The organism is Brooklawnia sp. (genome assembly GCF_049651565.1).
GTDB lineage: Bacteria > Actinomycetota > Actinomycetes > Propionibacteriales > Propionibacteriaceae > Brooklawnia.
Map to the genome: position 1 here is coordinate 1 of NZ_JBASCI010000236.1, position 13652 is coordinate 13652.

General features: G+C 68.2%; 11 protein-coding genes and 1 tRNA gene. 4 read left to right on the plus strand and 8 right to left on the minus strand.

Annotated features, from left to right (window positions below; all coding sequences use genetic code 11):
* Positions 1–1191 (minus strand): bifunctional folylpolyglutamate synthase/dihydrofolate synthase (locus WBL05_RS11290; protein WP_424225988.1); only part of this gene is annotated, 1191 nt, incomplete at its 3' end.
* Positions 1192–1259: 68 nt separating this feature from the next.
* Here WBL05_RS11290 and WBL05_RS11295 point away from each other — a divergent pair.
* Genes WBL05_RS11295 through valS form a run of 3 tightly spaced genes read left to right on the plus strand, consistent with a single transcriptional unit; the run spans position 1260 to position 5303 of the window.
* On the plus strand, positions 1260–1847 hold the full coding sequence (locus WBL05_RS11295; RefSeq protein ID WP_424225989.1) for a DoxX family protein: 588 nt from the start codon (positions 1260–1262) through the stop codon (positions 1845–1847).
* 13 nt (positions 1848–1860) lie between these two features.
* Positions 1861–2691, plus strand: a complete 831-nt coding sequence (locus tag WBL05_RS11300; RefSeq protein ID WP_424225991.1) for a DsbA family protein — start codon at positions 1861–1863, stop codon at positions 2689–2691.
* 29 nt (positions 2692–2720) lie between these two features.
* Complete coding sequence (gene valS, locus WBL05_RS11305; protein ID WP_424225993.1) at positions 2721–5303, plus strand: valine--tRNA ligase; 2583 nt, start codon at positions 2721–2723, stop codon at positions 5301–5303.
* Between the two features lie 21 nt (positions 5304–5324).
* On the opposite strand, the gene thrC is transcribed toward valS, so the two are convergent.
* From thrC to WBL05_RS11340, 7 genes are all read right to left on the minus strand, one after another.
* A complete protein-coding gene (gene thrC, locus WBL05_RS11310; RefSeq protein ID WP_424225994.1) occupies positions 5325–6770 on the minus strand; it encodes a threonine synthase in 1446 nt (481 codons plus the stop codon).
* 103 nt (positions 6771–6873) lie between these two features.
* A complete protein-coding gene (gene clpX, locus WBL05_RS11315; RefSeq protein WP_424225995.1) occupies positions 6874–8151 on the minus strand; it encodes an ATP-dependent Clp protease ATP-binding subunit ClpX in 1278 nt (425 codons plus the stop codon).
* Between the two features lie 94 nt (positions 8152–8245).
* Positions 8246–8851: an ATP-dependent Clp protease proteolytic subunit gene (locus tag WBL05_RS11320; protein ID WP_424226004.1), complete on the minus strand. Its 606-nt coding sequence runs from the start codon at positions 8849–8851 to the stop codon at positions 8246–8248.
* A gap of 83 nt (positions 8852–8934) precedes the next feature.
* Positions 8935–9546 carry a ClpP family protease gene (locus WBL05_RS11325; RefSeq protein WP_424225997.1) on the minus strand — a complete coding sequence of 204 codons (612 nt, stop codon included), beginning with the start codon at positions 9544–9546 and terminating at the stop codon, positions 8935–8937.
* 84 nt (positions 9547–9630) lie between these two features.
* Positions 9631–10722, minus strand: coding sequence for an AI-2E family transporter (locus WBL05_RS11330; protein ID WP_424225999.1), 1092 nt, complete (start codon positions 10720–10722; stop codon positions 9631–9633).
* An 88-nt stretch (positions 10723–10810) separates the two neighbouring features.
* Positions 10811–12373: a trigger factor gene (gene tig, locus WBL05_RS11335; protein ID WP_424226001.1), complete on the minus strand. Its 1563-nt coding sequence runs from the start codon at positions 12371–12373 to the stop codon at positions 10811–10813.
* 122 nt (positions 12374–12495) lie between these two features.
* A tRNA-Gly gene (locus tag WBL05_RS11340) sits at positions 12496–12566 on the minus strand.
* Between the two features lie 204 nt (positions 12567–12770).
* Between WBL05_RS11340 and WBL05_RS11345 the strand changes: the two genes are divergently transcribed.
* Positions 12771–13652: UDP-N-acetylglucosamine pyrophosphorylase (locus WBL05_RS11345; protein WP_424226002.1), on the plus strand; the 882-nt coding region annotated here is incomplete at its 3' end.

Genomic DNA, 13652 nt, shown 5'->3' on the forward strand with positions numbered 1-13652 from the left:
CGACTCCTCCGCCAGTGCGGCAAGTTCGTCCACGCCCAGCGATCGGGGGATCTCCGGCATCGAGGTCACCACGATGGTGTCCAGTTCCTCGGCCAGCAGGTCGAGCACCTCGCCGACTGCCTTGTCGCGCATCATCGCCACCACCCCGATCAGCGGCTGGGCGACATAGGCCTCCCGCAACCCGGCCAGGGTTGCCCGCACACCGGCCGGGTTGTGGGCGGTGTCCAGCACCACCACCGGGTCGTCGGCCACCATCTCCAGCCGTGCCGGTGCCACCACGTCACCCAGGCCGTCGCTGAGCACCTCAGCACTCAGCGGCGCGCCGCGGAACGCCTCCACCGCCGCCACCGCCAGCGCGGCGTTGTGGGCCATGTGCGCGCCGTGCAGCGGCAGGAAGAGGTCACCCACCGGGCCGTCCATCGCGTCCACCCGCAGCAGCTGCCCGCCGACCGCCCGCTGGCGTTCGACCAGCGCGAACTCCACGCCCTCGCGCCGCATCGGCGCGCCCACCTCGGCGCAGCGGGCCATCAGCACCGTGGCGGCTTCCGGCGGCTGGCCGGCCAGCACCGCCACCGAGCCCGGCTTGATGATGCCGGCCTTCTCGGCCGCAATCTGGCCGATCGTGTCGCCGAGCAGGTGGGTGTGGTCAAGCGAGATCGGCGTCACCACCGCGACCTGGGCGTCGGCGACGCTGGTGGCGTCCCAGACCCCGCCCATGCCGACCTCGACGATCGCCACGTCAACCGGGGCGTCGGCGAAGGTGGCGTACGCCATCGCGGTGATCACCTCGAAGAACGTCATCGGCACCCCACCACCGAGCAGCCGGGCGTCCACCATCTGGACCATCGGGGCGATCTGCCACCAGATCTCGTCGAAGGTCTCGGCGCTGATCGGCCGGCCGTCCACGCAGATCCGTTCGGTCGCATCAACCAGGTGGGGGCTGGAGAACCGGCCGGTGCGCAACCCCATCGCCCGCAGCAGGGCGTCGATCATGATCGCCGTGCTGCCCTTGCCGTTGGTGCCGGTGACCTGGATGACCGGGCAGGCGTCCTGCGGGTCGCCGAGCAGCTCGCACAGCGCGGCGATCCGCTCCAGCGACGGCTGCGGATGGCTCTCCGGCCAGCGCGCGGTCAGGTACGCCACCAGTTCGGCATGGCCGATGCTGCGCGACGGCAGGGCAGGAACTGTCATAGCGCTGCAGCCTACTGCGCACTTCGGGGCTACCGGGGGGCGCGATCGGCTCGGTTATCATGGGCGCCGTGACTTCATGGACCGGCCAGGTCGCCCCATCCCAGGTGACCCGTGACTGGCGGGACTGGGTGGGTTTGGCAGCCCGGTTGGCCCTCGGCTTCGCGCTCGCCTACGCCGGCCTGCTGAAGGTTGGCCGCCTGGAGGCCAACGTCGCCCAGGTCGAACTGTTCCAGTTGCCACTGCCGCAGTGGGCGCTGACCGCCATCGGCTACGCCCAGCCGTTCATCGAGATCGCGCTCGGGGTGATGTTGCTGATCGGGCTGTTCACCCGGGTCAGCGCCGCCCTGGGCGCGATCGCGATGGCGATCTTCATCGCCGGCATCATCTGGGCCTGGTCGAACGGGCTACGGATCGACTGCGGCTGCTTCACCCCCGGCGGCGAGCTGCCCCCCGGCGAGCAGACCCGCTACGTCCAGGACATCGCCCGCGACCTGGCCTGGCTGGCCTGCGGCGTCTGGCTGTGGGTGCGGCCCCGCTCGGTACTGGCCCTGGACAACTGGCTGCTGGCACCCGCTGGCGTCCCCGCCGGCCCCGACGACGGTCTGGACGACTCGGCCGAGGCGCCGGCCAACCCCGACTCCATAACCACCAACTGACCCGAAGGCCGAGATGAGCAAGAACAAGCAGAACCAGCCGCGTCCCACCTCGCCTGCCTCCAGCAGCCCGTCGACCCGCGCCGAGACCACCTCGCGGCGCGAGCAGCTGCGGGTGCAGCAGGCGGCCGAGGCGCAGCGCGCCCGGAACCGCCGGATCATCACCGCGGTCGCGGTGGTGCTGGCGGTGGTCATCGTGGCGGTCGTGGTGGTGGTGCTGGTGCAGAACCAGGCCCGGCAGCGCGAGGAGCAGGGTCTGCGGGCCGAGCAGGGCCAGATCACCCCGCCGTCGGCCAACGAGGCCGGTAACGGGTTGGTGTACAACAACTCGACGCAGAACACCGGGACGCCGCTGGTCGAGGTCTACCTCGACTACCAGTGCCCGGGCTGCGCGTCGGCGTCCGCGCTGATCGACCCCAAGCTGGAGGAACTCGCCGACGCCGGTGAGATCCAGCTGAGCTACCACATGCTCTACGGGCTCGACCGCGGCGGGGCGGGCAACCACTCCTACCGGTCGAACCTGGCCGCCACCTGCGCTGACGTGCAGGGCGCCTTCCCCGAGTACGGCCAGCAGGTCTTCGCCACCCAGGGCGCCGGCTGGACCGACCAGCAGCTGCGCGACCAGTTCCCGCAGGCGGTCGGCCTGAGCGGTGAGGCCCTGACCGCGTTCCAGGCCTGCTACGACAACCGCTCCACCAGCGACTTCGTCGACGCGATGCAGGAGCTGAAGCCCAGCTACGTCACCTACACCCCGTACTTCGCGGTCAACGGTAACCAGTGGCAGCCCGAGAACCCGGAGATCGAGACCACCCAGACCGTCCTCGACGCCATCAACCGCGTGGCGTGAGCCCCTCAGCACTAACTAGGATGCCGGCCATGACTTCTGCACCTGACCCGACCCTGCCCGCCACCAACACCACCGGATGGCAGGTACCGGGCTCACCGGTGCTCGAGGGCCTCGAGGCGAAGTGGTCCCGGCTGTGGCAGCAGCAGGGCACTTACGCGTTCACCCGTCCGCAGGCACGGGAGCAGGTCTTCTCGATCGACACTCCCCCGCCAACGGTGTCCGGTTCGCTGCACGTCGGGCACGTGTTCAGCTACACCCACACCGACCTGGTGGCCCGCTACCAGCGGATGCGCGGCAAGCACGTCTTCTACCCGCTGGGTTGGGACGACAACGGCCTGCCCACCGAACGGCGCGTCCAGAACCACTACGGGGTTCGCTGCGAACCGTCGCTGCCCTACGACCCCGACTTCACCCCGCCGGCCAAACCCGACCCAAAGCGGCAGCAGCCGATCAGCCGACGCAACTTCGTCGAGCTGTGCCACGAACTGACCGGCGTCGACGAGCAGGTCTTCGAAGACCTGTGGCGCCAGGTCGGGTTGTCGGTCGACTGGGACCTGCTGTACACCACGATCTCGCCGGAGGCCCAGTCGGTGGCCCAGCGGGCCTTCCTGCGGAACTTCGCCCGACGCGAGGCCTACCTCGCCCAGGCCCCCACGATGTGGGATGTCACCTACCAGACCGCGGTGGCGCAGGCCGAGCTGGAGGCCCGCGAGTACCCGGGCTTCTACCACGCGATCAACTTCCACCGCCCGGGCGGCGAGGACGTGCTGATCGAGACCACCCGTCCCGAACTGCTGGCGGCCTGCTGCGCGCTGGTGGCCCACCCGGACGACGAGCGCTACCAGCCGTTGTTCGGCAGCACCGTCACCACCCCGGTCTTCGAGGTCGAGATCCCGGTGTTGGCCCACCCGGACGCCGAACCCGACAAGGGGTCGGGCATCGCGATGTGCTGCACCTTCGGCGACCTCACCGACGTCACCTGGTGGCGCGAGCTGAACCTGCCGACCCGCACCATCATCGGACGCGACGGCCGGGTGCTGCGCGAGGTGCCGGACTGGATCGTCAACACCGAGGCGTTCGACCGGATCGCCGGCAAAACCACCTTCTCGGCCCGCGAGGGCACCGTCGAGATGCTTCGCGAGCGCGGCGAGCTGGTCGGCGAACCGAAGCCGACCACCCGGATGACCAACTTCTACGAGCGTGGCGACAAGCCGCTCGAGATCGTCTCCACCCGCCAGTGGTACATCACCAACGGCGGCCGCGACCCCGAACTGCGGGCCGCACTGCTGGCCCGCGGCGAAGAACTGCGGTGGACCCCCGAGCACATGCGGCACCGCTACGCCAACTGGGTCAGCGGGCTGAACGGCGACTGGCTGATCAGCCGGCAGCGGTTCTTCGGGGTGCCGTTCCCGGTCTGGTACCGGCTGGACGCCGACGGCGAACCCGACTACGACCACCCGATCACCGCCGACGAGGCGTCCCTGCCGGTCGACCCGGCCTCGCAGCCGGCCCCCGGCTTCGACGAGTCGCAGCGCGGCGTGCCGGGCGGGTTCATCGGCGACCCGGACGTGATGGACACCTGGGCCACCAGCTCACTCACCCCGCAGATCGTCTGCGGCTGGCAGCGGGACGACCAGCTGTGGAACCTGACCTTCCCGATGGACCTGGCCCCGCAGGCACACGACATCATCCGCACCTGGTTGTTCAGCCGGGTGGTGCGCAGCCACCTGGAGGAGGGCAGGCTCCCGTGGCGGCGGGCCGCGATCTCCGGGTTCGTGGTCGACCCCGACCGCAAGAAGATGAGCAAGTCGAAGGGCAACGTCGTGGTGCCCACCGAGATCCTCGACCGGTTCGGCGCTGACGCGGTGCGTTGGCGCGCCGCGATGGCCCGGCCAGGCACCGATTCGCCGTTCGACGAGTCGCAGATGAAGGTCGGCCGCAGACTGGCGATGAAGATCCTGAACGCGTCCAAGTTCGTCCTCGACAAGCACGCACCGGCCCGGCCCGAGGCGATCAGCGAACCGGACGACCTGGCGATGCTGGCCGCGCTGCGCGCCGTGGTCGCCCGGGCGACCAGCGCATTCGACGAGTTCCAGTACACCGACGCGCTGGAGGCGGCCGAGAAGTTCTTCTGGACCTTCTGCGACGACTACCTCGAACTGGTCAAGGAACGCTCCTACGGCCCCGACGACGACCGCGGGGCAGCCTCGGCGAAGGCTGCGCTGCAGCTCGCGCTCGGCGTCCAGTTGCGGCTGTTCGCACCGTTCATGCCGTTCGTCACCGAGGAGGTGTGGAGCTGGTGGCAGCCCGGCTCGGTGCACCGGACCGCCTGGCCCACCGTGGACGAACTGCCGACCGGCGGGGACGCCGCCCTGCTGGACGACATCGCCGCGGTGCTGATGGCGATCCGCGGGGCCAAGTCGCGGGCGCAGGTGAAGATGCGTTCGGAGGTCGACCGGGCGGTCGTGATGGGGCCGCAGGAATCGCTCGACCGGCTGCAGGCGATCAGCACCGACCTGCGGGCGGTTGGCCGGATCACCGGTGAGCTGGAGTTCGTGCCGAACAGCGAGCAGATCTCCGTCGACGTGACGCTGGCGGCCAGCGGGTCGTGACCATGGCCTCGGCCGGCGGGCTCAGCCGGCGGGCTCGTGCTCGGCGATGTAGCGCTTGATCGCCTCGGGGTCGTTGGGCAGCTCGACCACCCGTCGGGGCGCGTCCAGGATGCCGGCGAACCGGGCCGGTACCTCGGGCACGACGCCGACCGCCTCGTGGATGGTCTCGGCGAACTTGACCGGCAGCGCGGTCTCCAGCACCACGATCGGCGAGTTCACCCGCCTCAGCCACTGGTGGGCGACGTGCACGCCGTCGGCGGTGTGCGGGTCGATCAGCACGCCGTTGTTCTCCCACAGCCCGCGGATCGTCTCCAGCCGGTCGGCGTGGGTCGAGGAGCCGCTGATGAAGCCGTAGCGGTCGGCGAGCTGGGCGAACTCGGGAGTCTGCGAGAGGTCGAACCGGCCGTCCCGGGCCAGCCGCTCGCCGAACAGCTCGGCGACCCGGGCGCCGTCCCGGCCCAGCAGGTCGAAGACGAACCGCTCGAAGTTGGACGCCTTGCTGATGTCCATCGACGGGCTACTGGTGGCGGCCACCTCGCTGCCCTGCCGCACCCGGTAGACCCCGGTCTGGAAGAACTCGTGCAGCACGTCGTTCTCGTTGGTGGCCAGGATCAGTGCGTCGATCGGCAGGCCCATCTGCCGGGCCACGTGCCCGGCACAGATGTTGCCGAAGTTGCCGGACGGCACCGCGAAGCTGATCCGCTGGTCGTTGCGGGTGGTGACCCGCAGCCACAGGGCGACGTAGTAGACGACCTGGGCGACCAGGCGAGCCCAGTTGATCGAGTTGACCGCACCGATCCGGTAGGCGGCCTTGAATCCGGCGTCCGCGTTGACCGCCTTGACGATGTCCTGGCAATCGTCGAAGACCCCGTCGACGGCAATGTTGTGGATGTTGGGGTCGGACAGGCTGAACATCTGGGCCTGCTGGAACGGTGTCATCCGCCCGGCCGGGGTGAGCATGTAGACGCTGATCCGGTCGCGTCCACGCATCGCGTACTCGGCGGACGAACCGGTGTCGCCGCTGGTGGCGCCGAGGATGGTCAGTCGACCGTCACGGCGGGCGAGCTCATACTCGAAGAACTCGCCGAGCAACTGCATCGCCATGTCCTTGAACGCCGCGGTGGGCCCGTTGGACAGATGGCCGATCCACAGCGGTCCGTCGCCGATCCGGTCGACCGGCACGATGCTGGGCCGGCCGAACTTCTCGGTGGTGTACGCGCGCCGGCAGATGCCCAGCAGGTCGTCGGCCGGGATGTCATCGATGAACAGTTGCAGGACGCGCTGGGCCAGCGTCGAATAGCCCGCGGTGGCGAGCACGGCCCGCCAGTCCTCGAGGATCTGTTCGTCGAGTTGGGGGTAGCGGGCAGGGACGTACAGGCCCCCGTCGGCAGCCAACCCCTCCAGCAGGATGTGACTGAAGCTGGCGGTCGGCGCCCCGGGTAACCCGCGCGTCGAGATGTATTCCACCGGGCAAGCCTAGCCAGTTCTCAAATGACGAACTCACCAGCTCATCTGCGTGTCGGACGAAAGTCCGCCGCCCCGTCCCCGGACGATGCCGCTGGGGCGAGGGCTACGCGGACAGCTCGGTACGCTGGGACATCCGCTTGCGGGTGACCAGCTCTGGCCGGGCCTCACCCCGGACCGCCTGTTCGGTGACCACCACCCGGCCGACGTCGGGCAGCCCCGGCACCTCGTACATCACGTCGAGCAGCAGCTCTTCGAGGATGGCCCGCAGCCCCCGGGCACCGATACCGCGCTCCAGCGCCTTCTCGGCGACCGCCCGGATCGCGCCGTCGGTGAACTCCAGCTGCACCGAGTCGAGATCGAACAGCTTGCGGAACTGCTTTACCAGGGCGTTGCGCGGCTCGACCAGGATCCGTTCCAAGGCGTGCTCGTCGAGCTTCGGCACGGTGGCGATCATCGGCAACCGGCCGATGAACTCAGGGATCAGGCCGTACTTCTGCAGGTCTTCGGGACGAACCCCGGCGAACGGGTCGTTGCCGCGCGGAACGCGCTGGTCGAGGCTGGCGGTGAAGCCGAGCGGACGCTGCCCGATGCGGGCGTCGATGATGTGCTCCAGCCCGGCGAACGCCCCACCCACGATGAACAGGATGTTGGTGGTGTCGATCTGGATGAACTCCTGGTGCGGGTGCTTGCGTCCCCCTTGCGGCGGGACCGACGCCACCGTCCCCTCCAGCATCTTCAGCAACGCCTGCTGGACGCCCTCACCGGACACGTCGCGGGTGATCGACGGGTTCTCGGACTTGCGGGCCACCTTGTCGATCTCGTCGATGTAGATGATGCCGGTCTCGGCCTTCTTCACGTCGAAGTCGGCCGACTGGATTAGCTTGAGCAGGATGTTCTCGACGTCCTCACCCACGTAGCCGGCCTCGGTGAGCGCGGTCGCGTCCGCCATCGCGAACGGCACGTTCAGCATCCGGGCCAGGGTCTGCGCCAGGTAGGTCTTGCCGCAGCCGGTCGGGCCGATCAGCAGGATGTTCGACTTGGCCAGCTCGACGTCGTCGTCGTGGTGACGGCCGCCGGCGCGCTGCGACTGGATCCGCTTGTAGTGGTTGTACACCGCGACCGACAGCGTCTTCTTGGCCGAGTCCTGGCCGATGATGTAGTCGTCGAGGAAGGCCCGGATCTCGGCCGGCCGCGGCAGGTCAGCGCTGCTCTGGGCTGGCGTCTCGTCGCTGAACTCCTCCTCGATGATCTCGTTGCATAGATCTATGCACTCATCGCAGATGTACACCCCTGGTCCTGCGATGAGCTTCTTGACCTGCTTCTGGCTCTTGCCGCAGAAGGAGCACTTGAAAAGGTCTCCGCTCTCACCGATGCGAGCCATGGCTCCCTCCTTGTTGAGGTTCATCTGTCCCGGGTCCCCCACCCTAGCGCCCCTTCAAGGGCGCAAGCTGAGGGCTACCCGAGATCGTGGATAACTAGCGAGTGTCCGACAGCGAGGTCAGGATGTCGTCGATGATGCCGTACTCGACGGCCTCGTCAGCGGTCAGGAACTTGTCGCGCTCGACGTCCCGGCTGATCTTCTCGATCGGCTGTCCGGTGTTCTCGGCCAGCATCTGCTCCATCAGGCCGCGGATCCGCATGATCTCCTTGGCCTGGATCTCCAGGTCGGACGACTGGCCGTAGGAACCCTCACCGGCGATCGCCGGCTGGTGGATCAGGATCCGCGAGTTCGGCAGCGCCAGCCGCTTGCCCTTGGCGCCGGCAGCCAGGATCACAGCGGCCGCGCTGGCGGCCTGGCCCAGGCAGATGGTCTGGACGTCCGGCTTGATGTAGCGCATGGTGTCGTAGATCGCGGTCAGCGCGGTGAACGAACCGCCGGGCGAGTTCAGGTAGATCGAGACCGGGCGTTCGGTGTCCATCGACTGCAGCACCAGCAACTGCGACATCACCGCGTTGGCGATCTCGTCGCTGATCGGGGTGCCGAGGAAGATGATGCGTTCCTCGAACAGCTTGGTGTACGGGTCAACCCGGCGCACACCGTAGCTGGTGCGCTCTTCCCACTGCGGGATGATGTAGTCCATCCGCGGTTCGAGACCGCTGCTGCCGTACGGCAGTTGCGGCAGGTTGGTGCCGGGGATCGGGTTCGGGGTCATGCTTGGCGTCCTCACTGGTTCGGTGCGTCGGGAGTCTTGATCTGGGAGGCGCGCTCGAAGACATGGTCGATGAAGCCGTAGGTCAGTGCCTCCTGCGCGGTGAACCAACGGTCACGGTCTGAGTCGCGTTCGATCTGCTCGATCGACTGCCCGGTGTGCTGGGCGATCAGCCCGGCCATCTGCCGCTTCAGGTGCAGCGACTGCTCGGCCTGGATCTTGATGTCGGACGCGGTACCGCCCAAGCCACCGGAGGGCTGGTGCATCAGGATGCGGGCGTGCGGCAGGGCGTAGCGCTTGCCGGGCGCGCCGGCGCACAGCAGGAACTGTCCCATCGACGCGGCCAGGCCCATCGCCACGGTTGCGACGTCGTTGCTGATCCACTGCATGGTGTCGTAGATGGCCATCCCGGCATCAACCGAGCCACCAGGGGAGTTGATGTAGAGGTAGATGTCCTTCGCCGGGTCTTCGGCATTCAGCAGCAACATCTGAGCACAGATCGCATTGGCGTTCTCGTCTCGCACCTCTGAGCCGAGGAAAACGATTCGGTTGGCCAACAGCGACTGGTACACATTGTCGGTCATGCTGCCGGACGATCCCGCCGCTGCGGCGCGCAAGGTTGTCATGTCGTGAATCACACAATGAACCTACCGCCCCCTACCGACAAAACCGAGCGCTTCCCACAGGTGTTCGCTGGCGGCGTGCCATGCTCAGAACTGTGCCATGTCGTCGTCGGAATCGGCGTCCTCGGCCGAGACGGGGTCGCTGGCGATCAGGGCGTTGGCCCAGCGGGCGCGCGGGTCGGCGTCGATCAGCAATGACTTGACCAGCAGGGTGAGCGGCAACGCCAGCAGGGTACCCATGCCGCCCAGCACGGCGGTCCACAGCAGCAGCGAGACGAACGACGTGGTGGGGGTGACGCCCACCGACTCGCCGGTGAAGCGCGGCTGGATGATCGACTGGACGACGAAGTTCAACACCGAGTAGATGATGATCACCGCAAGCGCGGTCTGCCAGCCGTTGGCGAACAGCGCCACCAGGGCGGGCGGGATCAGGCCGATCACGAAGCCGATGTTTGGGATGTAGTTGGTCAGGAAGCTGAACAGCGCCCAGACCAGTGCCAGCGGGACACCCATCAGGGCCAGCGCGATGCCGTCCAGCACCGCCACGATCAGGCCGAAGATGGTGGTGACCAGCCAGTACCGGCGAACCCCGCGGGCGAAGCTGCCCATCGCGACGCCGATCTTCGACCGGCTGGTGGCGATCATCCGGATCCGCCGCTCCATGCCGGGGGTGTCCATCGCCAGGAAGACAATGGCCGCCACCACGATGCCGATCAGCCCGACCGCCCCGGACGCCCCGGACACCACCGAGGTGGCAGCGCCCAGCAGCCGGGTGGGGTCGAGCGAGCTCATCAGGTTCTCCAGCGCGTTAGCGTCGAAGCCCCACCGGATGAACTGGTCGACCACTTGGTCGTAGAGCTGGATGAACTCCCGCGAGTACTGCGGCATCAGGCTGATCATCTCGGTGACCGACCAGATCAACCCGACCACGATCGCCAGCAGCACCGCGAAGACCGTCAGCGACACGACCACCGCGCTCAGCCACGACGGGGTGCCCTTGCGCACCAGCCACGTGTGCACCGGGTAGGCGGTGATCATCAGGTTCAGCGCCAGGAACAGCGGGCCGATGATGCCTGCGAACTCACGCAGCACCAGCAGGCAGACCAGGGACGCCGCCAGCCCGATCACCACGATGTTGAACCGTGGCTGGGCGGCGGTGCCCTCCGGCCCGGGTGCCATGGCTACCCCTCTTATTCGCTGGTTGGTCTGGCTTGATCGAGAACGGTGGCCCCCTTCGGCTGCATCAAGAGGGCCACCGCGCTGCGGGTCAGTCCTGCGACCTGGTCTTCCGCCTGGTGGCCGGCTTCTCGTCGGCATCCTCGGCCGGCTCGTCGGCGTCCTCCGCCAGCTCGTCGGCGTCCTCCGCCAGCTCGTCGGCGTCCGGCTCCTCGTCGACCACCGGCTCTCCGGGCACCTCACCGGCCGGCCGGTCCTCGTCCACCGACTCGTCGTCCAGCGATGCCGCATCAAGGTCGAGTTCGTCGTCCTCGGCCAGCGTGCCGTCGGACTGCAGCCGGCTCAGGTCGACCGGCTCACCCTCGGTGTCGGTCACCTGGGCGGCCGCGACCAGTTCGCCCAGCGCCTTGCCCCGCCGGACCTCGCCCATCCACTCGGCGGCGTGGTCGTGCTCCATCATGTGCTGCAGTTCCTGCTCGGGGGAGGTGCCGCTCTGCTGGGCCTTGGCGAAGATCAGCTCGGTCAGCTCGGACTGGCTGACCTCCAGGTTCGCGTCCTCGGCGTACTTGTCGAGGATGATCTGCGAGCGCAGCCCCTCGACCACGCGCTGGTCGATGGTCTGCCAGAACTCCTCGGGGGTGTCCGCCTCTTCCTCGTCGGTCTCGTCCAGGTACTGGTCGACGGTCAGGCCGGCGCGGGTCAGCTGCTGCTCGATGGACTCGCGGCGGGCCTGCTGCTCGGCAGCCACCAGGGCCTCGGGCAGTTCGAACTCGGTGGCCTCGACCACGGCCTGCAGCACCTGCTCGCGGGCCTTGTTGGCCTGGTCGATGCGGCTCATCCGGACCAGGTTGTCGCGCAGGTCGGCCAGCATCTCCTCCGCAGTGTCGAACTCGCTGACCATCTGGGCGAACTCGTCGTTCACCTCGGGCAGCTCCTGCTCCTGCACCTTGACCACCTCGACCTCGACCTCGGCGTCCTCACCACGGTTCGGGCCGCCCACCAGGGTGGAGGTGAACTTCTTCGACTCGCCGGCGCTCATCCCGACCAGGGCCTCGTCCAGGCCGTCCAGCATGCCGCCGGAGCCGATCTTGTACGGCACGTCGGACGCCTCAGCGTCCTCCAGCACGGTGTCGTCCTGACGGGCGGTCAGGTTGATCGTCACCACGTCACCCTCGGCGGCGGGACGATCGGCGTCGTTCAGGCTGCCGAACCGGTCACGCAACAATTCGACGCGCTCGTTGACCTCTTCGTCGGTGACCTGCACCACGGGCACCTCGACCTTGACCCCGGCCATGTCCGGCAGGTCGAAGTCGGGCCGGACGTCCACCTCGGCGGTGAAGATGACGTTCTTGCCGTCGTTGAGTTCGCTGATGTCGATGTCGGGCTGGCCCAGGGGACGCAGGTCATGCTCCCGCACCGCCTCGGCGTAGACCTGCGGCAGCACCGAGTTGATGGCCTCCTGCAGCACCACGCCGCGACCGAAGCGCTGGTCGATCAAGCGGGCCGGCACCTTGCCCTTGCGGAAACCGGGAATGTTCACCTGGTTGGCGATTTCCTTGTAGGACGCGTCGATGGCCGGTGCGAGATCGGCGAAGGGCATGTCGATGGTGAGCTTCACCCTGGTCGGGCTCAGCTGTTCGAGAGTGCTGGGCACGTGTTCTCCTGGCTGATTGCGGAACAGGACGCGGCCGCCCTGCGCTAACCGTTTGATAATAGCCAGCGCGACTGCGACCAACGCAATCCGCCCGATTGGGCAGGCAGCCCGGGCCGGGAGGGAGCGGACGACGGGAATCGAACCCGCGTAGCCAGTTTGGAAGACTGGGGCTCTACCATTGAGCTACGTCCGCGCGCACCGCGGTTGCGGCGCGCCACAACTGTACCGGATCGCCGTGCCGGCCTCACAACCAGTTGCCGCCACGTACTGCCCAGCCAGCCCCGCGTCGGCCGGGCGGCGGCAGCCGAAACGACCCGCCGATGTGCTCGGGCAAGGGCTGATCGATATAGACTCGCACCGCTTCCGTGGTCGATTCGCGGCAGCAGTGAGGACGCAGATGAGTACGACCCCGCAACAGTCACTTGCCCCGGTGATCGCGGCGCTCCTGGCCAAGGGTGTCCGCCTCCCGAACCCTGCCAGCCTCGAGATCGCCGACGACGTCGATCCCGACCGGATCTCGGGCGACGGCGTCACCATCCACGCCGGTTGCCGCATCCGCGGCGCGCGGACGGTGATCGGGGCCGGCAGCACCCTGGGCGCCGAAGGACCGGTCACCATCGAGGACTGCCAGCTCGGCCGTGGCGTCGAGTTGAAGGGCGGCTACTTCGCCAAGGCGGTCTTCCTCGACCGGTCCAACCTTGGGCTGGGCGCCCACGTCCGCGAGGGCAGCCTGCTGGAGGAGGAGTCCGGCGGTGCGCACTGCGTCGGACTCAAGCAGACCATCCTGTTCCCGTTCGTCACCCTGGGCAGCCTGATCAACTTCTGCGACTGCCTGATGTCGGGCGGCACCAGCCGCACCGACCACAGCGAGGTCGGGTCGTCCTACATCCACTTCAACTTCACCCCCGACGGCAACAAGACCACCGCGTCGCTGTTCGGCGACGTCCCCCGCGGCGTCATGCTCGACCAGCCGGCGATCTTCCTCGGCGGCCAGGGCGGCGCCGTCGGACCGATCCAGACCGGCTACGGCACGGTGGTGGCCGCCGGTTCGGTGCTGCGCAGCGACGTGCCGGACGACGGCATGCTGGTCATCCCCGAGCGGGCCACCCCGCACACCCGGCCGGTGTCCAGGCACTCCTACCGCCAGCTGACCAGGATCCTGGAACGCAACCTCACCTACCTCGCCAGCCTGGACGCCCTGGAGGCCTGGTACCGCGGCGTCCGGCGCGACTTCTTCGCCACCTGGGAACTGGGTGAGCTGGTCTACCAGGGTGCGCTG